Consider the following 19599-nt stretch of genomic DNA (forward strand, 5'->3'; position numbering starts at 1 on the left):
CCGGGCTCCGGCGGCGCCGATCAGTAGTGCGGTGGGCGCTCGTTGGCGGGGCTCGGCGCTTGGCGTTCGGCCTCCTGAAGCCGGTCGCGCAGCTGGGCGAGCTGGCGCGTCAGCGCGTCGATCTGCTTCCATTGTGCCGTGATGGTCTGGTTCAGCGTCTCGATGGCTTCGTCCTGGTAGGTCAGGCGGACCTCCAGCGCATCGATCCGTTCGCTCAGCTTTGCCGCGTCATTCATGCACGGCGTCCTCGTGCCCACGTTCACGCAGGCCGTGGCCGAGCGCGACCCGTTCGTCGAACACAAAGCAGTCGCCGCGCCAGCGGCTGTCCTGCGGCGGCGTTTCCTCGAGATATTTCAGGATGCCGCCCTTGAGGTGATAGACCTCGCTGAAGCCTTGCGCGAGCAGATAGGCGCTCGCCTTCTCGCAGCGGATGCCGCCGGTGCAGAACATTGCAATCCTGCGGTGCTTCGCGGGATCGAGGTGCCGCGCGGCAAATTCCTTGAATTGTCCGAAGCTCGCGATCCTGGGATCGACCGCGCCTTCGAAACTACCCATCGCGACCTCGAACGCGTTGCGGGTGTCGAGCACCATGATGTCGGGCGAGGCGATGAAGTTCGTTCCAGTCGCCGGCGTCGACATAGGTGCCGACCTGCCGCGTCGGGTCGACCGTGGTGTCGCCGAGCGTCACGATCTCCTTCTTCAGCCGCACCTTGAGTCGCTGGAACGGTATCTGCGCGGCTTCGGAGAATTTCAGCTCGAGATTGTCGAGGCGGCCGCCGAACAGCGGCCCGTGCCTGAGCACAGCGACGAAACCATCGATGGCTTCGTCGCTGCCGGCGATGGTGCCGTTAATGCCCTCATGTGCGAGCAGTACGCTGCCCTTGAGATCAAGCCCGGTGCAGAGCGCGCGCAGCGGCTCGCGCAATGCGCGGAAGTCGGGCAGCGCGGCGAACTGGTAGAAGGCGGCGACCTTGAGGGGCATGGCCGGGGTTTATCAGGCCGGCCGGGTCGGCGTAACCCCGCAAAGCCATGCATTACCGGGATAATCCCTCTGGCATGCCAGGCATTGCTCTGCCGGGGATGAATGTGCCATGTACTTTCCATCCCCTTGGCCATCCCCTTGGCATCCACCCGCCGCAGCAGCATCAGACCATCACGATCAAGCGAGCTCTCCGTTATGAGGAATTTCCACTTCGCCGGCCGTTCCACGGTCCACGCCCAGAACGCGATGGTTGCAACGTCGCATCCGGAAGCGGCGCTGGTGGCCATCGAGGTGATGCGCGCGGGCGGCACGGCCGCTGACGCTGCGGTCGCGGCCTGTGCGCTGCTCGGCGTCATCGAGCCGCAATCGACCGGCATCGGCGGCGACTGCTTTGCGCTGATCCAGCCGAAGGGCGAGGGCAAGATCACGGCCTACAATGGCAGCGGCCGGGCGCCGATGGCGGCCACCGCCGAGTGGTATCTCGAACGCAAGATCCATTCGGTGCCGCTGACCTCGGCGCATGCCGTCAGCATTCCCGGTGCGATCGACGCCTGGGACGTGATCCTCAGGGATCACGGCAAGTTCGGCTTCGACCGGCTGCTGCAGCCAGCGATCAAGGCCGCCGAGGAGGGCTATGTCGTCGCTCCGCGCATCGCCTTCGACTGGAAGAACGGCTTCGAGAAGCTGAAGAACGGCACCAACACCGAGCGCTATCTGCTGCCGCACGGCAAGCCCGCGGTCGCCGGCGACGTGATCCGCCAGCCCGAGCTCGGCAAGACGTTGCGCGCGATCGCACAAAAAGGTCGCGACGCCTTCTATGGCGGCGAGATCGCTGCTGACATGGTCGACACGCTGCGCGGTATCGGCGGCCTGCACACGCTGGAGGACTTTGCGGCGCATTCGACCGAGACGACCTCGCCGATCGGCACGGTGTACAAGGGCCATGACGTCTGGCAGTGCCCGCCGAACGGCCCCGGCATCACCATGCTGGTGATGCTCAACATCCTGTCGCGCTTCGACCTGACCAAGTTCAAGCCGGTCAGCATCGAGCGTTTCCACCTCGAGGCCGAGGCGGCGCGCATCGCCTACATGATGCGCGAGCAGTACATCGGCGATCCCCAGCACGCCCATGTCGATGTCGCCGGCATTCTCTCGAGGGAGTTCGCCGACGAGCACATCAGGAACATCCGGATGGACCGGCTGCTCGAACTGCCGAACGTGGCGCCGCCGATGAATCCCTCGACCGTCTACATCACGGTGGTCGACAAGGACCGCAACGTCTGCTCCTTCATCAACTCGATCGCGCATTCGTTCGGCTCGGCGATCGTCTCCAACAAGACCGGCGTCCTGCTGCAGAACCGCGCCGGCGGCTTCCGCATCCAGCCCGGCCATCCGAACTGCATCGCGCCGGGCAAGCGTCCGCTGCACACCATCATCCCGGCGCTGGCCACCAGGAACGGCCGCGCGGTGATGCCGTATGGCGTGATGGGCGGGCAGTATCAGCCGGTCGGCCAGACCCGCGTGCTGACCAACATGCTCGACTATGGCTGCGACATTCAGGAGGCGATCGACATGCCGCGCGGCCTGCATTACGAGGGCGTCTACCAGCTCGAGGACAGCGTGCCGGCGGAGATCGTCGAAGGCCTGAAGAAGATCGGCCACAAGACCACCAGCGTGGTCGCGCCGCTCGGCGGCGGCCAGGGCATCTGGATCGATTGGGACAAGGGCACGCTGACCGGCGGCTCCGATCCGCGCAAGGACGGCTGCGCGCTCGGCTACTGAATGTCGCAGGCAGCAGGGCCGGATATGCGTTGAGGAACAAGCTGTTCTCGCAGGGATTGGTGCAGGAAGCCCTTTCCCGCGAGGCCCGCCATCAACTCCCTCGATTCAGATGATACTGACCAGGCCGATTTGCGCGGCGGCGTCTCGCCCTGGTTTGCCGCCGCAACGCCACCACCGTATCCCACACTGTCGGAAAATCTCGGCTGCGATGCGCTTATCGTTGGCGCCGGCATCACCGGCTCGCTGCTCGCCGAGCGCCTGACCCGTCAGGGGCTGGACGTCGTCATTGTTGATCGAGAGCGCCCCGGCCGGGGCAGCACGGCAGCCAGCACCGCGATGTTGTTGTGGGGAGATCGACCGTCCGCTTGTCGAACTGACCGCGATGTATGGCTTCGATCGGGCTGCGCGTGCCTATCAGGCTAGCCTCGATGCCGTGACCGGCCTGATCTCGCTGGTTCGTGAGCACAAGCTGCCCGGAGAGATCAGAAAGAAGCGCTCGCTCTATCTGGCGGCCGGCAGCTCCGTAACCGGGTTGCTCGATGAGCATCGGCTCCGCCGCCGCGCCGGCCTGCCCGGCGACTTCCTCGATCATGGACAATTGCTCGAGAGCTACCGGATAGCGCGCGCAGGCGCGATCGTCTCGCCCGGCGCGGCGGATGCGGATCCGCTCCAACTTGCCCGCGGGCTGCTCCACCTCGCACTCGCGCGCGGTGCGCGGCAGTTCGATGCGGAGGCCATAGCCTTCGATCCGGCGGGCGAAGCGGTGACCGTGGGATTCGATAATGGTCGTGAAATTGCCGCGAAGGCCGTCGTGCTGGCGACCGGTTACGTGATGCCGGATATCGTTCGGTCGACGGTCCAGGCCGTGTCCTCGAGCTGGGCGATTGCGACCACGCCGCAGCCGCAGAACGTCTGGAAGGATGGCGCGCTGATCTGGGAGAACGCCAAGGATTATCTTTACGCCCGGACGACGCCGGCGGGCTGCATCATCATCGGTGGCGAGGATAGTGATGAGATCATCGCGCCTGATGACCGCGACCGCCTGATCCCGGAGAAGGCGAGCCGGCTCGTGCAACGTCTCGCCGCGCTCTGGCCGTTCGCCGCAACGGAGATCGAATACCGCTGGGCCGGGACGTTCGACACCACCAGCGACGGTCTGCCGCTGATCGGTCCGGTGCCCGGCGCGCAGCGCGTCTATGCGGCGTATGGCTATGGCGGCAACGGCATCACCTTTTCCTATCTGGCGGCGCAACTGATCGGCGATCTCATCGCAGGCGGCAGCTCGCCGTTGCTCGACGATTTTGCGCTGGACCGCGATGACGGCATGGCCGGTCACTGAAAAAGCGGCTAGGGATTTCGCCCGCGCTGGGCTAGAGACGGCCGTCCTTCACGAGAGGTGCAAGATGCGATCTTCCCGACGCACGATCATCACGACTGCGTTCGCCGGACTTGCGGCGGCAGTCTCCACGTCCGTTGCCGGCAGGACGGCAATGGCCCAAACCGCAGGAAAGCCCATGACCACAGCTTCAGGCCTTCAGATCATCGACAGCAAGGTCGGCACCGGCGCCTCGCCGAAGACCGGCCAGACCTGCGTCATGCACTATACCGGCTGGCTCTACGAAAACGGCCAGAAGGGCAAGAAGTTCGACTCCTCGGTCGACCGCAACGAGCCGTTTGAGTTTCCGATCGGCCAGGGCCACGTGATCAAGGGCTGGGACGAGGGTGTCGCCACCATGAAGGTCGGCGGCAAGCGCACGCTGATCATCCCGCCGAACCTCGGCTATGGCGCGCGCGGCGCCGGTGGGGTGATCCCGCCGAATGCCACGCTGATGTTCGACGTCGAACTGCTTGGCGTAAAATAACCGGATGGCCGTCAAGTAACCGGCCCGTAACAAGAGGGGCGCAGCGATGAAGATTTCGATCCTCGACGATTATTTCGACACGCTGCGGACCCTCGATTGCTTCCACAAGCTCGACGGCTACGAGGTCACGATCTGGAACGATCATGTCCAGGACGTCGATGCGCTCGCCGAACGGCTGCGCGACACCGACGCGCTGGTGCTGATCCGCGAACGCACCCAGATCCGCACCCCGCTGCTCGAACGGCTGCCGAAGTTGAAGCTGATCAGCCAGCGCAGCGTCTATCCGCACATCGACATCGACACCTGCACGCGGCTCGGCATCATCGTGTCGTCGGGCCAGCATGCCGATGCGCCGTCCTATGCCACTGCCGAATTCACCTGGGGCCTGATCCTCGCCGCGATGCGCGCGATCCCGCAACAGATGGCGGCGCTGAAGGCTGGCAAATGGCAGATCGGCGTCGGCCATACGTTGCGCGGCAAGACGCTCGGCATCTACGGCTATGGGCGCATCGGCGCGGTGGTCGCGGGCTATGGCAGGGCGTTCGGTATGAACGTGCTGGTCTGGGCGCGCGAGGCGGCGCTGGCGAAGGCGCGCGCCGACGGCTATGAGACCGCCGCCAGCAAGGCCGATTTCTTTGCCCGCTGCGACGTGCTGTCGCTCCATATGCGGCTGGTCGACGCAACGCGCGGCATCGTCAAGGCGGAAGACCTCGCGCGAATGAAAGACACCGCGCTGATCGTCAACACCAGCCGCGCGCCGCTGATCGAGCCCGGTGCGCTGGTCAACGCGCTGCGCGCCGGCCGGCCCGGCATGGCCGCGGTCGATGTCTACGAGAAGGAGCCGCTGCGCGACACCGCCGACCCGCTGCTCAACATGGACAATGTGGTCTGTACGCCGCATCTCGGCTACGTCTCGCGCGACGAATACGAGATCCAGTTCACCGACATCTTCGATCAGATATTGGCTTACGCCGCCGGTGCGCCGACGAATGTGGTCAATCCGGATGTGCTGGCACATCCGGATGTGCTGGCACATCCGCGCCCGCGTGGCTGATTGATCGCGGTATGAAAAGGACCGGCCGAATGGACCGGTCCTTCTCAAAAGCTGATCACCGGCAAATCAGAGCTTCTTGTTCGCTGCGGCCGCGGCCCTGTTCACGGCGTCCTTGGCGACCTCCTTGGCGTCGCCGAGCGCCTTCTGGCCCTTGCCCTTGGCTTCCTGGATCGCGCCTTCGCCCTGCATCTGCTCGGATCCGGTGGCCTCGCCGATCTTCTGCTTGGCCTTGCCCATCGCCTCGTTGGCGGTACCCTTGATCTTGTCGGTGGTGCTACCCATTGGCCTGTTCCTCCAAATACATTGAAACTTCGCAAGGGCAACGTGCGGCAGCGCCGGAACGTTCCGATTTTCCGCTCGCCTGCGCGTCAGCTTTTCGGTAGCGTTCCACGCACGAAAACTTGACCAACGAAAGCAAGAACGATGAGCGGTTTCCCACGATCACACCCATTCCCACGACCACGATCATCACCATCACGACGATGAGCGCTGGAAGCACGACGGCGTCCGGGTGATTCCGGGTAACCAGCTCGATCCGAATGTGCCGTCGACCGCCGGCATGGATCGCAAGGCCGCGATCAATTTCGCCCGGGTCGGCGCGCAGAAATTGTGGGCAGGTACCGTCAGCATCAAGCCGGACGCCAAGACCGGCGCGCATCATCACGGCCATCTCGAAAGCATCATCTATGTCGTGAAGGGCAAGGCGCGGATGCGCTGGGGCGAGAAGCTGCAGTTCACCGCCGAAGCCGGTCCGGGCGATTTCATCTTCGTGCCGCCCTACGTGCCGCACCAGGAGATCAACGCCAGTCCCGACGAGGTGCTGGAATGCGTGCTGGTGCGTTCCGACGGCGAGGCGGTCGCGATCAATCTCGACATCGAGCCGGTCGAGAAGCCGGAGAACGTGCTCTGGGTCGATCCGGTGCACCGGCATCCCGACGAGAAGAAGTGACGTCGCCGCGCAGCCGCGACGAAAGACAATAACAACAAAAGCAGGGAGGCCAGCATGACGCTCGTTCGTTACGAGAGCACCGACCACGTCGCGACCATCACGATGGCACGCAGCGAGAAGCACAACGCGCTCAACAACGCGTTGTGTACCGAGCTGCGTGACGCCTGGCTGCGGTTTCGGGACAGTGACGATCGTGTCGCGGTGCTGGCTTCGGCGGAGGAAAAGTATTTCTCAGTCGGCGCCGATGTTGGTGATCTCCCCGCCAACATGTGGCACGCCGTGCCTGGCCTCGGCGTCGAGCTGGACAAGCCGGTGATTGCCGCGACATCCGGCTGGGTCGTGGGTGGCGCCTTCGTGCTGGTCCAGATGGCCGATCTGTGCGTGGCATCCGAGACGACGCGCTTCATCTACCCCGAGGGAAAGATCGGCACCACCGCGGGCGGCGTCTCATCGGTGATGGCCCGGATGCCGCACAAGATCGCGATGGAGTTTCTGCTGGTCGGCGACGAGATGTCGGCGGAACGCGCCTTCCAGATCGGTTTCGTCAACAAGGTCGCGCCGAAAGGCCGGCACCTCGCGCTGGCGCAGGAGATGGCTGCGAAGATCGCCTGCAATGCACCGCTGGTGGTCCGCGCGCTGAAGAAGCTCGCCCGCGAGGCGATGCCGAAGGGACCTCTTGAAACAGTCGCCGACGCGCGGCGGCTGCTCGATGAGGTCAGGGACAGCGAGGATCTCAAGGAGGGCGTGAAGGCCTTCAGCGAGAAACGCAAGCCGAACTTTACGGGGAAGTGACGCAGTCATTCCGGGGCTCGCGAAGCGAGAACCCGGAATCTCGAGGCTCCCCGATGCGCAATTGCGCATCTGAGGTTCGACGCTCGCGCGTCGCCCCGGAACGACGGGCTCAAGCAAACACCCGGTGATCGATCGTCCCGTTCGGCACGACATAGCCGTAACGCATATTCGACGGCTCGGCGCCGGCCTTCTCATACTGCGCCTTCATCATCGCGAAGCGGTCGCCCTTGATGTCGAGCATCGCGCGCTTCGGCTGGATGTTGTAGAGCCGGGCATTGTTGTCGCCGAAGATCGCCGTCTTCACCGGTCCGTCGGCGGGCCCAAGCGGTGCGTAGCCGAACTTCTTCTGCATCACTTCGGGGATTTCCAGCCGCCGCAGGCCCTCGATCTGCCATTGCGGCGCGCCGGTCCACAGCGCGTCGGTACCCCAGCAGACGTGGTCGACGCCGAGGCCCTTGATCAGGGTGCCCATCAGCGCGGCGCAGACATTGGGCTCGGCGACCAGCGTGGTCGCGAACAATTGCCCGACATCGCCGTAGACATTGTTGACGCCGTATTGCGCCGGGATGTCGGCGAGGTCGGAGGTCCAGGCGATCCGGCCGGTGCGCTCGAATTCGGCCAGCGCGACCTTGGGATCGCCCCCGACATGGCGATAGGCCGAGTGGTAGATCACGAAGTTGAGCTGCGGCCAGGTCCTTGGCCGCCTGGCCGACATCGGCAACGTCGGCGAAGCCGCGCAAATTCGGATACTGCTTCTCGATCCCGGGTGGAAACAGTCCCTTGTGGACGCAGACATTCTTGATGCCCGCCTTCACCATCTTCTCATAGCCCTTGTAGACGACCTTCTCGTCGTCCAGCCGCCACGGATAGCGGCTGATCTCCTTGTGGGTGTTGTCGCCGATCGTGTAGCCCTTGCAGGATTCCGGCCTCAGCGCCAGCGCGGCATCGAGCTTGTCGAGCCAGCCGGGCTGCCCGGGCGTGAAGATCGCGTGACAGAACACGCGGCGCGAGCCGGCTTCGTCGTTCATCTTCTTGCGCGCATCGGCCATCTGCTCGTTGGTCAGGAACCAGTCCTGCTCGACATCCGACGGCGCCGAGGAGATCAGCGCGATCTTGGTGTCGGAATCGAGAAACATCTCCTTCTTGTAGTTGTTGAGCTTCAGATCCTCGATGGTCTGCTCGTGATCGTTGAGCTCCTTGTTCCAGCCGGCCTTGCCGACCGCCTTGCGCATTTCCACGAAGCCCATGATGCGGGTGTCGTCGCGCAGGAAATGCGTGTGCATGTCCATGATGAACTGGTCTTTCAATCCGTTGGCGCGCTCTTGCGCCATCGCAGGCGTTGCGGCCTCGGCCGGCGTCACGTCGAACAACGGGCCATAGACCTGGTTCATCGCGACAAAGGAAGCGGCCATGCCGGCCGCAGTCTGGAAGAACCGGCGGCGGTCGAGGCCCTGCTTGCCGCCGAGATCGTCGGCCATCGCCAGCAGATGTGCCTCGACCTCGCGCTGCCGTTCGTTCTGCGGGTCGGGATAGAACTCGTCGCTGGAGACGATCTGGGTCGGGATCGGCGTCTGGTACTGGCACAGTTCGGAGGGCATCAAGGCGGCAAGTTCTTCGTCGGTGAGATTGCTGCTCATTCTTCGCTCCCGCATCTCGCCGGATTTTTCCGGTCGGACCGCGGCGGAGACTAGGACCAAGTCCGTCTGTCGTCCGCGCCGATTGCCGGAAGCCGCGTTCACAAAATCGTGCATCGGATCAGCGGCCGCGAGATGCCGGCTTCGCACAACCGGTCAGGCGCGCTGCTATGCTCGATCGCACCGGATCGGACGAAGAAATCCGGAAGGGAGCGAACCATGATGTCAGCAGACCATTCGCGGCGCACCATCATCAAGGGCATCGGCGTTGCGACGGCAGCCGGTGTGCCCGGCGCAGCGCCGGCGCAGGCCGCGACCGCAGTTCCCGCTGAGGGAGAAATATGGAGCAACGAATACTGGGCGAAGAAGGGTGACGTCCCGCTGTGGATGTTCCGCAAGCGGATCGGCGCGCCGAAACCGGGCGAGCCGGCGCGGCCCGTGGTGTTCTTCGTCCACGGCTCGTCGGTGACGTCGAGAGTGTTCGACCTCACGGTGCCCGGCAAGGGCGAGTATTCGCTGCTCAACGTCTTTGCGCGCTACGGCTTCGATTGCTGGACCATGGATCACGAGAACTACGGCAAGTCGGGCCGCACCTCGGGCAATGCGGATATCGCGAGCGGCGTCGAGGATATGAAAGCGGCGGCCGAGGTGATCGCGCGCGAGACCGGCGAGCGGCGATATCACTTCATCGGCGAATCCTCCGGCGCGCTGCGGGCGGGTGCCTTCGCGATGGCCGCGCCCGAGCGCATCGATCGGCTGGTGTTCGCCGCCTTCACCTACAAGGGCGAGGGCTCGCCGACACTGGCAAAGCGCGCCGAGCAGCTCGCCTATTACCGCAGCCACAACATGCGCACGCGCGACCGCGACATGATCCGCTCGATCGCGACCCGCGACAGGCCGGGCACGTCGGACCCCGCGGTGATGGAAGTGTTGGCCGATGTCGAGATGCAGTTCGGCGACCAGATCCCGACCGGCACCTATCTCGACATGACCGCCAATCTGCCGGTGGTGCATCCGGAGAAGGTGCTGGCGCCGGTGCTGCTGGTCCGCGGCGAGTATGACGGGATCGCGGCGGTCCCCGATCTCGAGGAGTTCTTCAACAAGCTGCCGAATGGCGACCGGCAGTTCATCATCCTGCCCGGCACCGCCCATTCGGTGGCGCTGGCCATCAATCGTGAGCTGTTCTGGCATGTGACGCGGGCATTTCTGACCATGCCGACGCCGATCGTGACCTGAAGCAGCCTGCGGCAGGACGCCGCAAGAAAAATCTGCGCGGTGATGTCGGGATCCGGCTATGTGGTTCGTCCTCGGGGCACAACCCCGCCAAACAGGAGTTCTTCGCGTGGCCAATCCCAAAATGATCTTCGTCAACCTGCCGGTCAGCAACCTTGCCCATGCCACCGCATTCTATGAGGCGATCGGCGCGACCAAGAATCCGCAATTCTCCGACGAGACCGCCTCCTGCATGGTGATCTCCGACACCATTTTCGTCATGCTGCTGACCCACGACAAGTTCCGGCAGTTCACGTCCAAGAAGATCGCCGACGCCAAGACCACGAGCGAAGTGTTGGTTTGTCTCTCCGCCGACAACCGCGACGCAGTCGACGGCTACGTGACCAAGGCGAAGAGCGCGGGCGGCACGGCCGATCCGTCGCCGAAGCAGGATTTCGGCTTCATGTACGGCCGCAGCTTCGAGGATCCCGATGGGCACATCTGGGAAGTGATGTGGATGGATGTCGAGGCTGCGATGAAGGCGCAATCCGCGCCGGCCACCGCCTGAGCCGCCGCACAATGCAGGCATTCGAAGCCGGCCATGAGCGACAGTCGGCAGTCCGTTTGACGGGTTGAGACAGCAATTCAGATTGCGGAAATGCCGTCCGGCCGGGCTTCGGTCATGGCCTGGACGGCCTTTCTCCCCTGAGGCAGGTCGGCTTGCCGGCAGCCTGGGACCGGAAAGTTCAGTTCGACCGTGGTCCCGCCGCCGAGCGTCTCGCAGAGGGAAACGGTGCCGCCGTGAGTAGTCATCACCTGGGAGACGATCGAAAGTCCTAACCCTGTGCCTTCCGTGCGGGTGTTTCCGCGCTTGAAGGGTTCAAGCAGCAGTTCGGGCTGACCGAGTTGGAGTCCCGACCCGTAGTCAATCACGCTCAACCGCGCTGGTGCTCCGACCTCGATGAGGACGGAGCCACCGGCGCTGCCATGCGTCACGGCGTTTCGGATCAGGTTCGAGAGCGCGACGGCGATCGCGGTTTCCGAGCCACGCACCCAGACCGGGTGACGAGGCTCGGTAAACTCGATATCGCTTCCGTTCTTCAACGCCATCGGCACGTGTTCGGCCGCAACCCTGCGCGCGAGCGCCGCAAGATCCATCTCGATCAGTTCGGCAGGTTCCGCGGAGATGCGCGCGAGCTGGAGCAGCATGGTGACGATCGACGACAGCTTCTGGTTCTCGGCTATCAGCCTGGCGCGCAACGGAGCGTCCTCGACCTGCTCGAGGATGGTGCGCGCATTGGTCAAGGGCGTACGTAGTTCGTGTGCCGCATTCGACAGGAAATTTCGTTGCGATTTCGACGCGACGTCTATTCGCGATAGCGCGCGATTGAAAGCCGCGACGAGAGGCAAGAGCTCGGCTGGCGCATCCTGTTCCGGCAATCGGCGGCCATCCGAAACCCCATCGATCATCTCGGCGGCCGCCGCGACGGCCCGGACGGGACGCGCGATGAGCGTCGGCACGAAAACCATCGCGGTAAACGCCGTCGCCGCCAGGACCAGGATGATCGGGAGCGCAACAATCGTCGCATCGGTGAGCATTCCGGTCGTCAGTTGCGCGGCCGTATAGGCCACGCCGCCGGTTTCAATCCACACCTCACCCACGGGCGTGTTTCTGACGGCCGACATCTTCTTCAGATTCGTGGTTTCGCCGTCGAACGCGTAGGCGAGGAAACTCGTCCCGTCGCGCGATGTCTGAGTCTTTTGCGGACGCCACTTCGGGATCGGGCCGTAGCTGACCTCTCCACTCTTGTCGGACACGACATACCAGAATGTCGGGAAATTGCGGGGTGATCTCGTCCAGCCTCGAGGTCCGTTTGAGAGCCAGTTGCCCCGTCTCGTTGCGGATGACGGCTTCCTTCAATGCATCGGCGACGTCGGCGGCGGCCCAGGTGCCGTCATCGTCGCCGCCAAATCGGATCAGCAAGGCTGCTGCGCAGAGCAGCATGATGGTCGTCACGGCGCCGATCAGCGTCGCGGACAGCACCGCGATCGAGCGATGGACGCGCTTGAGCCTTTGCCACTTCAAAATCATCATTCGCCACTCAGCAGATATCCGAGGCCACGGACCGGTTTGATGACGACCTTGCAATTGGCCGCGCGGAGGCGCCGGCGCAGGCGCGAAACGTGAGCCTCGATCGCGTTTGATTGAATCTCGTCGTCAAAACTGTAAGCGGCAACTTCAAGGGTCTCCCGCAGCACGACGCGCCCAATGCGCCGGACCATCGCTTCCAGGATCGCCAGTTCACGCCGCGGGACAACAATGGGCGCGTGATCGACGCAGACCTCGCGATTGAGGACGTCGTAGCTCAGATTGCCGATGCGAACGATCGCCCCTCGATCCAGAAACAGACGGCGCAGCACCGCCTTGGCTCGCGCAATCAGCTCGATCGGTTCGAATGGCTTGGCCACGTAGTCGTCCGCCCCGTCGTCGAGGGCGCGCGCAATATCAAGGGGGTCATCAAGCGCCGTCAGCACGATCGTCGCGGGGCTGGGCTTCTGCTGCTTCAGGTCGCGCAGCAAGGCCAGACCGTCGCCATCCGGCAGTCCACGATCGATCACCACGAGTTCAAAGCTTCGCACGGCGACTGCGGCGCGGCCCTCCTCAAGCGTTGTGACCATGTCGGATGCGCCGAAGGCCGTAGCCAAGGTATCCCGCAGCCATGGCCCAAGCTGAGGGTCATCCTCCACGACCAGAACTCGCACCGCATTCTCCCAAGCATAAGCCACGGCCTTCTACCATTACGGACGGATTACAATAAGATTACGGCCGGCAAGAAAACCACGGTGTCCACACGAATGCCTTGATGTGATTGGCCTTTTCCTGGGGGTCGATCGGCCATTGCGAATGGCCGTGGTGATCGGATCGACAGCTGATGGGGGCCAGTCCGAAAGACCCAGTCAGGGGCGCCGCACACATCAGCACTCCAGAGCCGATCAGCGTCATGACAGCGAGCGAGCTTTCGCATGCGCATCCCCTCTCGGCGATTTCCCCGCCAGAGACGTCGATCAACATGACCGGCGAATGACGGCGCCTCGGCGCGCGCAAGATTACGTTGACAGAGGCGTGAACGGACCCACGTCAGGCTATCGTAATGGTCACTGTGAAAAAGCATGGCGGACAACGCGGCTCGCATCGCGCTTTCCGATCTCCGTCCCCAGGCTTCCGAACGATATGCCGGTCGATTTTGCGTTCTCAGCGATGGCCAAGCGGTCAGATCGCAGCCCGGCGTCATGGCGCCGTCCGTTCAATCGATGGCTGGAGGGAGTCGAGGCAGGGTGGTCGGTGCCGCTGCTGCTCGCCTGCTTCGTCGGCATCTGGACGGTGTATCTGTCAGTGGCCTATCACGGCGCCGGCCTGCATCCGGACGTGCTGGAGACCTGGACGTATGGCAGGCATTTCGCATGGGGTTATCCCAAGCATCCGCCGTTGATGGGGTGGACGACGGGTGCGTGGACCGCGGTCTTTCCGCTCACCGATTGGTCGCTGCAGCTGATGGCGATGACAAATGCGGCGTTGGCGTTGTGGTTCGTCGATCTCATTGCAAGAAGGTTCGTGACCGGGCACAAGCGCCTGATCGTGCTGCTCCTGCTGATGCTGACCCCGGCATACCAGTTTCATGCGCAGCGCTTCAACGCCAACGCCGTGTTGCTCGCGGTCTGGCCGCTTGCAACCTACTGCTTCCTGCGCGCCTTTGAAACGAGGGCGCCGCTCTGGGCGATTGCTGCGGGTGTCGCGGCGTCGCTTGCAATGCTGGGCAAGTATTACTCCATCTTTCTGATCGCCAGCTTCGCATTGTCGGCAATCATCCATCCCTCGCGACGAGCCTATTTCACGTCCAGTTCGCCTTGGATATCCGCTGCTGTCGGGCTGATTGCGCTATTTCCGCATCTGCACTGGCTGGCCACGACAGGCGCGGAGCCCATCCACTATGCCGCGACGCATGTGGGGACCGGCTTCCCTTCGTCGCTGCGGGATGCCGTCAATTTCCTGTTGGGCCTTGCCGCGGCGACAAGTGTCTCCGCCGTGGCGTGGGCGATGATAACAGGGTATCGGATCAAGCGCCTTCCGCGGGATCTCGCGGCGGCGGATCCCAACCTGAAGCTCATCGGCCACGTCGCGATCGGCACGATCGCTCTTCCTTTCATCACGTCCATGTTGCTCGGCACCGACTTGCCGTCGCTATGGGCGCTTCAGGGATTGTTCCTGCTCGTCGTGCCGGTCGTGTGCAGCACGCGTTATCGGATCGAGCAGTTCTATACGGTCAATGCAGCGCTCCTGGTTGCCGGAATTGCAATCGCCGCCGCCGTGATGGCGGCCCCAGCCCATGCGCTCTACCGCAACAGCTACGGTTATGAGGAAGGGCGAAACGTCTATCACCAGGCGGCAGACAAGCTCACCCGGCTGTGGCATGAGCAGATGGGCACGCCTTTGTCGATCGTCGGCGGCAACGATAGCCTTGGAGTTGCGGTGGCCTTCTACAGCTCCGATCACCCGCATTATGGCGTTCCTTTCGCCTACCAATATTCATTGGCATTGCCTCGCCAGGTGACACCGGAGCGCGGCTGGGCAGCGCTCTGTTTTGATGACCAGCACGATTGCCTTGAATGGACCGGGCGAATGGCGGCTCACGCCGGAAGCTATGTCAAACGCGAGTTTTCCGTTCAATCGAGCCTGTTCGGAATTCCAGGCATCAAGCGAAACCTCGTTGCATTCCTGGTGGCGCCGCTTCGTGAGCCGGACGATGCACCATCAAGCCTCGTCAACGATGCCGGTCAGGGCGGAGGACATGTTTCTCCGCAAACCGATCCGCCGCTCCGCGCGGAGCCGGATGTCGCGCTGCCGGAGAATCAGCCGCCGGGAAATGCGCCGCAGACGACCGATCCAGGAGCGAACATGCTGGTGGATCATGGAGCCGCAACGCTCTTCGTCGTGTTGCGCTGATCAGGCTTATTCCCGGAATACCGCCGTGATGATCGCACCCGTAATCTTGCGGTAATCGGCTCCCGCTTTATCGGCGGCGGGGTCAAGGGCGTCGTATCACGAAGGATAGCGGTCCATGCTTATCAGGTTGGTTTGCATCAGCCTCGGCGTTTGCGGAGTCATCGGTGCCACCGCGGTCGCGCAGACATCTCCATCAATGACCGGTTCAACTCACCCGGCAACCGCAACACGACCATCGATCAGTCGCGCCGACAAGATCAACCTCAACACCGCTCCTGTCAGCGAGCTGGTGAAGCTTCCGCACCTCAGCGTGCGCGGCGTCACTGCGATCACGGAGGCGAGAGCAAAGTCAAAGTTCAAGGATTGGAATGATTTCGTGGCCCGACGGGTTGTGCCGCGATTCGTCAGGAGCGAGCTCAAGGAGCTCGTCACGTTCTAGAGAAGCTCTGTCGATTGCTGCCAAAAAGGCGGCACGGTTGTTGAACGCGAACAAGGATATGCTTCAATGAAACGAGTAGCTGTTTTTGCCACAGTGGCGGTGATCGCTGTGGGATGTCTTGCGTCGACAGAAGCCACGGCAGGTGGCAGGCGGGGCGATGCGGTGGCTGTTGGCATCGTCGGCGGCTTGGCCGTCGGCGCGCTGTTGGGCTCCACCATGGCTGCCGGTGCGGCTCCGGCCTATGTCTACGAGAGGGACTATTATTCGCCGGCCCCTGTCGTCCACTACCATCGTCACGTGTACGAATACGGCGACGAATATTCGGGCGGATATGACTACGGTTATCGATCCGGGTACCGGGAAGGCTACTCGGACGGCTATTGGGACAACGATTGAACGCAGATCGGCGTCGTCGCTGATCCGGTTGCTCGACGGTGCGGGGCCGGACAAGCGGCCCCGTCCTAATAACTGATCCGCAGCCCCACGCCGCCGTGAAGCGTGTTGCCGACCGGCTGCGGTCCGGCGGTGCCGTTGAGGAAGAGGTCGGCGATCCAGCCCTTGGTGATGCGGAAGCCGACGCGGCCGCCATATTCGAACCAGCCCTGGTTGCCGATCGTCGGCACGATGGTGCCATCGCCGGTGACGGTGGCGACGATGCCGGAATGGGTGGCGAAGGATTGCACCCAGCCGCCATTGATGTTGGTTTCGATGTTCGATCCGAACAGATGCGTCCACTGGCCGCCGATCTTGACCAGGCTGGTGCGATCGGTGCCGTCGGCGATGGTCGCATCGAACGGATTGAAGGCAACGGCAGGATCGCTGTAGCCCTTGACCCGCTGCCAGAGCTGCCAGATCTCGACCGAAGCCGCGACCTCGTCGCGCGCCGACAGCCGGTTGATCCAGCCCGCGCGTCCATAGACGCCGTAATTCTCGCTCGAGGTCTCGCCGGTGACCGACACCGGGCCGAGGCTGGTCGCGTAGCTGCGGGTGTAGCGCACTTTCTCCGACGGCGAGAGGATGGTGCCGATATCGAAGAACGGCCGCGACGAGCCCCAGTCGACGAAGTCGTAGCGCAGCGCGAAGGCGCCGATCGGGGCGCTGGTGACGTTGTAGCCGCCCTCGCCATATTGCGTGTAGGCGATGCCCGCGAGCAGCGACAAATTCGGTGTAATGGTCTTGCGGCCGTGGATACCCGCCGAGAACGAGCCGGCCGAGCCGAAGGCACTGATGCAGTCGTCGCAATTGACCTGCTCGTTGACGCCGAGCAGCACCGATCCGAGCACGCGGTTGGTGATCATCTGGTTGAAGCGCTGGTCGGCGAGGTTGTTGATCGAACTGCCGCTCGACGGCGCGCCGGTGATCGATGTTGGCGACGGGCTGGGCGTCGGTGTCGGCGTGGGTGTCGGGCGTTGGCGATGGTGTGGCAGTAGGTGTCGGCGTCGGCGTTGGGGTCGATGTACAGTTTGACGCTGACAGCGTATCGGGATTCGTACAGTTCGGCGTCGGACTCTGCGCCTGAGCCGGCGCAGCCCCCGCCTGCAGCATCGTGAGCGACAGCGCCATGGTCAGGACCGCCGACAGGACCAGGTGATGGATATGCCGCACCATGCTCACCGTCCGCACAGCATGCCGGTCGGGTCGTCCGCGACCGGCGGCGTCACCGGCGACGCGTCCGCGAACTGGGTGACGGTGCAGAGGCCCGCGGCCTGGGTGCAGGTCGCGGCAAAGGTCCAGGGCGGGTTGTTGGTCTTCTGGATCGTGGTGCGGCCGCCGCTCGAGGTGATGATCGCGGTGTCGCCGGGCTGGGTCAGGTCGATGCATTGCCGGTTCGACGTACACACCGTCGATGCGCCTTCCTGCAACACCACGGTGGTCTTGCCGCGCTGCGACAGGATGTCGAGCACCGTGCCGCGAACGCCGATGGTCGCAAGCGGCGTCGTGATCGTGTAGGCGGCCTTGTTCGAGTGGCCAGTGACGAAGCGGAACGCTCCCGAGGTCAGGCGGATTGCAACATCGCGATAGTGATGCTCGTCGTCGAACACGGTGCGGTCGAGCTTGAGCGAGGCATTCGGTCCGAGCGACAGGTTGGTGCTGTCGGCCATCACCAGCCGGGCGGCGCTCTCGAGGCCGGTGCGCACCGTCTCGTCGCGCAGCAGCGCGTCGCCGACATTGATCGGCGTGGTCGCGGCCGCAACGCGGACAACCTCGTTCTTCACCATGGCCGCTTCGCCGACACGCGTCTGCGCCTGAACGGGATGAGCCGTCAGTGCGACCGCAAGACCGAGTGCAAGTAAGGAGAAAAAGCTGTGGCGCGAATTCATTGCAATACCGATCGACTTAACCCTCTCATCGTACCGGATCGCGGACGCAGCTGATATTGTATAATTGTCACAAGCCGTGTTGAGTTGCGCCGGATGGTTCGTGTCGATGGATTCGAAAATGCTCGTCGCTGCGGACATCAACGTGAGATTTGATCACACTCGTCACATACATCACACTCCTGGCTGTCGTAGCTCACACTTCGCTCACACTGGTTCCCCCCGCAGCGTGCTCGTCCTTTGATCATCGCATCCGAATCTCCTTCTGTTCTGCGGCGTCCCGTCGCGCGCACGGCGATCGTCGCGGCGATCATCTTCGTCGTCGCCCATGTCGTGCTGCTGCTCGGGATCACCACGCCGGACAAGCTCTATTTCGATGAGGTGCATTACGTGCCGGCGGCGCGCCAGATGCTGTTGCCGGTGATCGAGGGCCCGATCCTCAACCCGATGCATACGCCGCTCGCCAAGGAGATCATCGCGCTGTCGATCAAGGCATTCGGCGACGTGCCGCTCGGATGGCGCTATCCCGCGGCGTTGTTCGGTGCGCTTGCGCTGGTCGCCGTCTATCTCGGCGCCCTCGCGCTGTTCGCGTCGCAGGAGCGCGCCATCGCAGCCGTGCTGCTTGCCTTCTTCAACCAGATGCTGTTCGTGCAGTCGCGGATCGCAATGCTGGATATTTTTGCGCTTGCCTTCTGTCTGTTCGCGATCGCGGCCTTCATCCACGGCTTCAGGCAGAAGCGGCCGCAGCCTGCCTTCGCGCTGACGGGCGTATTCGCAGGGCTTGCCTGTGCCTGCAAATGGAGCGGGCTGTTCGTGCTCGCGACCTGCATCGCGATCGTCGCGATGGTCAGCCTGATGCAGGGCTGGCGCACGCGCTTTGCCGACGCCAATGCGGAGGACTGGTACCGGCCGGACCTGTGGCCGGACTTCCGTATTCCCCACTTCATCGCCTGCTTCGTGCTGATTCCGGCTGCCGTCTATCTCGCGAGCTTCGTGCCGCTGTATGGCCTCTCGTTCACCGACCTCGTCGAGGCACAGCGCCGCATCTTTGCCGACAACACCACGACCGCGATCGCTGGCCACACCTATATGAGCGCATGGCCGTCCTGGCCGTTCTTGATGCGTCCGGTCTGGTATCTGTTCGAGAAGGTCGGCGATGACAGGTTCGCCGCGATCGTGTTTCTCGGCAATCCGCTGATACTGTGGCCGGCGTTGATCGCGCTGATCGTCGCGCTGCGCGACTGGATCGCGACCCGCAGCCGCGATGCGTTTCTCGTGCTTGCGTTCTATCTCGGCCCGTATCTCGCCTGGGCGCTGCTGCCGCGCACGCTCGGTTTCATCTATTATTACCTGCCGGCCGCGACCACAGCGAGCTTCGTGCTGGTCTACGCCTTGACGCGCAAGGGGATGCCGCGCTGGCTGTTGTGGGCCTTCGTGGCGGTCGGATGCGCAGGCTTCATCGCGATGCTGTCGATCACGATTGCCGCCATCGGGACGTCGATGGCGACCTTCAATCGGCTGATGCTGTTCCAGAGCTGGATCTGAGTCTCTCGGAACAAGCGATCCGCCTGCC

At 63.6% G+C, this 19599-nt stretch carries 20 protein-coding genes and 3 pseudogenes; 14 read left to right on the forward strand and 9 right to left on the reverse strand.

Going from position 1 to position 19599, the window contains the following annotated elements; genetic code table 11:
- Positions 1-20 precede the first annotated feature (20 nt).
- A complete protein-coding gene (locus tag ACVWW1_RS38520) occupies positions 21-236 on the reverse strand; it encodes a SlyX family protein (RefSeq protein ID WP_456659486.1) in 216 nt (71 codons plus the stop codon).
- Positions 229-982, reverse strand: a pseudogene (gene trhO / locus ACVWW1_RS38525) (oxygen-dependent tRNA uridine(34) hydroxylase TrhO). Before trhO ends, ACVWW1_RS38520 begins: the two are co-directional and overlap by 8 nt.
- Positions 983-1177: 195 nt before the next feature.
- Here trhO and ggt point away from each other — a divergent pair.
- The 5 genes from ggt to ACVWW1_RS38550 all read left to right on the forward strand — a co-directional run bounded on the left by ggt (position 1178) and on the right by ACVWW1_RS38550 (position 5680).
- Entirely contained in the window at positions 1178-2764 is a 1587-nt protein-coding gene (ggt, locus tag ACVWW1_RS38530) for a gamma-glutamyltransferase (protein WP_456659487.1), read from the forward strand.
- A gap of 129 nt (positions 2765-2893) precedes the next feature.
- Positions 2894-3187: an FAD-dependent oxidoreductase gene (locus tag ACVWW1_RS38535; protein WP_456659488.1), complete on the forward strand. Its 294-nt coding sequence runs from the start codon at positions 2894-2896 to the stop codon at positions 3185-3187.
- Entirely contained in the window at positions 3147-4103 is a 957-nt protein-coding gene (locus ACVWW1_RS38540) for an NAD(P)/FAD-dependent oxidoreductase (RefSeq protein ID WP_456659489.1), read from the forward strand. The genes ACVWW1_RS38535 and ACVWW1_RS38540 overlap by 41 nt, the downstream gene beginning before the upstream one ends.
- Before the next feature lie 64 nt (positions 4104-4167).
- The gene (locus ACVWW1_RS38545) at positions 4168-4626 is read left to right on the forward strand and encodes an FKBP-type peptidyl-prolyl cis-trans isomerase (RefSeq protein ID WP_173641166.1); all 459 of its coding nucleotides are present in this window, start codon (positions 4168-4170) and stop codon (positions 4624-4626) included.
- Between the two features lie 46 nt (positions 4627-4672).
- Positions 4673-5680 (forward strand): D-2-hydroxyacid dehydrogenase family protein, encoded by a 1008-nt coding sequence (locus tag ACVWW1_RS38550; RefSeq protein ID WP_456659490.1) that lies wholly within the window; start codon positions 4673-4675, stop codon positions 5678-5680.
- 66 nt (positions 5681-5746) lie between these two features.
- Here ACVWW1_RS38550 and ACVWW1_RS38555 read toward each other — a convergent pair whose 3' ends face one another.
- Positions 5747-5962, reverse strand: coding sequence for a CsbD family protein (locus tag ACVWW1_RS38555; protein WP_176533220.1), 216 nt, complete (start codon positions 5960-5962; stop codon positions 5747-5749).
- On the reverse strand, positions 5955-6179 hold the full coding sequence (locus ACVWW1_RS38560; RefSeq protein ID WP_456659491.1) for a hypothetical protein: 225 nt from the start codon (positions 6177-6179) through the stop codon (positions 5955-5957). Before ACVWW1_RS38560 ends, ACVWW1_RS38555 begins: the two co-directional genes overlap by 8 nt.
- Between ACVWW1_RS38560 and ACVWW1_RS38565 the strand changes: the two are divergent.
- Together ACVWW1_RS38565 and ACVWW1_RS38570 are read left to right on the forward strand one after the other, a co-directional pair.
- Positions 6117-6629 (forward strand): annotated as a pseudogene (locus ACVWW1_RS38565) (cupin domain-containing protein); the annotation flags it as partial. The gene ACVWW1_RS38560 and the pseudogene ACVWW1_RS38565 overlap by 63 nt on opposite strands.
- Before the next feature lie 54 nt (positions 6630-6683).
- Complete coding sequence (locus ACVWW1_RS38570) at positions 6684-7421, forward strand: enoyl-CoA hydratase/isomerase family protein (RefSeq protein WP_456659492.1); 738 nt, start codon at positions 6684-6686, stop codon at positions 7419-7421.
- A 109-nt stretch (positions 7422-7530) separates the two neighbouring features.
- Here ACVWW1_RS38570 and ACVWW1_RS38575 read toward each other — a convergent pair whose 3' ends face one another.
- The gene (locus ACVWW1_RS38575) at positions 7531-8094 is read right to left on the reverse strand and encodes a hypothetical protein (protein WP_456659493.1); all 564 of its coding nucleotides are present in this window, start codon (positions 8092-8094) and stop codon (positions 7531-7533) included.
- Between the two features lie 4 nt (positions 8095-8098).
- On the opposite strand from ACVWW1_RS38575, the gene ACVWW1_RS38580 reads away from it, so the two are divergent.
- The 3 genes from ACVWW1_RS38580 (at position 8099) to ACVWW1_RS38590 (ending at position 10835) form a co-directional block, all read left to right on the forward strand.
- Entirely contained in the window at positions 8099-9112 is a 1014-nt protein-coding gene (locus ACVWW1_RS38580) for a hypothetical protein (protein WP_456659494.1), read from the forward strand.
- Between the two features lie 162 nt (positions 9113-9274).
- Complete coding sequence (locus tag ACVWW1_RS38585) at positions 9275-10291, forward strand: alpha/beta hydrolase (RefSeq protein ID WP_456659495.1); 1017 nt, start codon at positions 9275-9277, stop codon at positions 10289-10291.
- A 58-nt stretch (positions 10292-10349) separates the two neighbouring features.
- Positions 10350-10835 carry a VOC family protein gene (locus ACVWW1_RS38590; RefSeq protein ID WP_456659496.1) on the forward strand — a complete coding sequence of 162 codons (486 nt, stop codon included), beginning with the start codon at positions 10350-10352 and terminating at the stop codon, positions 10833-10835.
- Between the two features lie 77 nt (positions 10836-10912).
- On the opposite strand, the gene ACVWW1_RS38595 is transcribed toward ACVWW1_RS38590, so the two are convergent.
- Both ACVWW1_RS38595 and ACVWW1_RS38600 read right to left on the reverse strand, forming a co-directional pair.
- Complete coding sequence (locus ACVWW1_RS38595) at positions 10913-12085, reverse strand: sensor histidine kinase (RefSeq protein ID WP_456659497.1); 1173 nt, start codon at positions 12083-12085, stop codon at positions 10913-10915.
- Positions 12086-12358: 273 nt separating this feature from the next.
- Positions 12359-13030 carry a response regulator gene (locus ACVWW1_RS38600; protein WP_050401724.1) on the reverse strand — a complete coding sequence of 224 codons (672 nt, stop codon included), beginning with the start codon at positions 13028-13030 and terminating at the stop codon, positions 12359-12361.
- A 469-nt stretch (positions 13031-13499) separates the two neighbouring features.
- Between ACVWW1_RS38600 and ACVWW1_RS38605 the strand changes: the two genes are divergently transcribed.
- From ACVWW1_RS38605 to ACVWW1_RS38615, 3 genes are all read left to right on the forward strand, one after another.
- Positions 13500-15269 (forward strand): glycosyltransferase family 39 protein, encoded by a 1770-nt coding sequence (locus ACVWW1_RS38605; protein ID WP_456660777.1) that lies wholly within the window; start codon positions 13500-13502, stop codon positions 15267-15269.
- A gap of 196 nt (positions 15270-15465) precedes the next feature.
- Positions 15466-15708, forward strand: coding sequence for a helix-hairpin-helix domain-containing protein (locus tag ACVWW1_RS38610; RefSeq protein WP_207835571.1), 243 nt, complete (start codon positions 15466-15468; stop codon positions 15706-15708).
- Between the two features lie 66 nt (positions 15709-15774).
- Positions 15775-16104, forward strand: a complete 330-nt coding sequence (locus ACVWW1_RS38615; RefSeq protein WP_456659498.1) for a hypothetical protein — start codon at positions 15775-15777, stop codon at positions 16102-16104.
- A 65-nt stretch (positions 16105-16169) separates the two neighbouring features.
- Here the strand turns inward: ACVWW1_RS38615 and ACVWW1_RS38620 are convergent.
- Together ACVWW1_RS38620 and ACVWW1_RS38625 are read right to left on the reverse strand one after the other, a co-directional pair.
- Positions 16170-17271, reverse strand: a pseudogene (locus tag ACVWW1_RS38620) (hypothetical protein).
- A gap of 47 nt (positions 17272-17318) precedes the next feature.
- Entirely contained in the window at positions 17319-18029 is a 711-nt protein-coding gene (locus ACVWW1_RS38625) for a FecR family protein (RefSeq protein WP_176533210.1), read from the reverse strand.
- A 237-nt stretch (positions 18030-18266) separates the two neighbouring features.
- Between ACVWW1_RS38625 and ACVWW1_RS38630 the strand changes: the two genes are divergently transcribed.
- The gene (locus tag ACVWW1_RS38630) at positions 18267-19571 is read left to right on the forward strand and encodes a phospholipid carrier-dependent glycosyltransferase (RefSeq protein ID WP_456659499.1); all 1305 of its coding nucleotides are present in this window, start codon (positions 18267-18269) and stop codon (positions 19569-19571) included.
- Positions 19572-19599: the final 28 nt, after the last annotated feature.

It is taken from the genome of Bradyrhizobium sp. JR3.5, assembly GCF_054057015.1.

Coding starts and splice junctions, on each gene's coding strand:
- ACVWW1_RS38520 (WP_456659486.1), bottom strand. CDS start 236: ATGAATGACGCGGCAAAGCTGAGCGAACGGATCGATGCGCTGGAGGTC.
- ggt (WP_456659487.1), top strand. CDS start 1,178: ATGAGGAATTTCCACTTCGCCGGCCGTTCCACGGTCCACGCCCAGAAC.
- ACVWW1_RS38540 (WP_456659489.1), top strand. CDS start 3,147: ATGTATGGCTTCGATCGGGCTGCGCGTGCCTATCAGGCTAGCCTCGAT.
- ACVWW1_RS38545 (WP_173641166.1), top strand. CDS start 4,168: ATGCGATCTTCCCGACGCACGATCATCACGACTGCGTTCGCCGGACTT.
- ACVWW1_RS38550 (WP_456659490.1), top strand. CDS start 4,673: ATGAAGATTTCGATCCTCGACGATTATTTCGACACGCTGCGGACCCTC.
- ACVWW1_RS38555 (WP_176533220.1), bottom strand. CDS start 5,962: ATGGGTAGCACCACCGACAAGATCAAGGGTACCGCCAACGAGGCGATG.
- ACVWW1_RS38570 (WP_456659492.1), top strand. CDS start 6,684: ATGACGCTCGTTCGTTACGAGAGCACCGACCACGTCGCGACCATCACG.
- ACVWW1_RS38585 (WP_456659495.1), top strand. CDS start 9,275: ATGATGTCAGCAGACCATTCGCGGCGCACCATCATCAAGGGCATCGGC.
- ACVWW1_RS38590 (WP_456659496.1), top strand. CDS start 10,350: ATGTGGTTCGTCCTCGGGGCACAACCCCGCCAAACAGGAGTTCTTCGC.
- ACVWW1_RS38605 (WP_456660777.1), top strand. CDS start 13,500: ATGCCGGTCGATTTTGCGTTCTCAGCGATGGCCAAGCGGTCAGATCGC.
- ACVWW1_RS38610 (WP_207835571.1), top strand. CDS start 15,466: ATGACCGGTTCAACTCACCCGGCAACCGCAACACGACCATCGATCAGT.
- ACVWW1_RS38615 (WP_456659498.1), top strand. CDS start 15,775: ATGAAACGAGTAGCTGTTTTTGCCACAGTGGCGGTGATCGCTGTGGGA.
- ACVWW1_RS38625 (WP_176533210.1), bottom strand. CDS start 18,029: ATGAATTCGCGCCACAGCTTTTTCTCCTTACTTGCACTCGGTCTTGCG.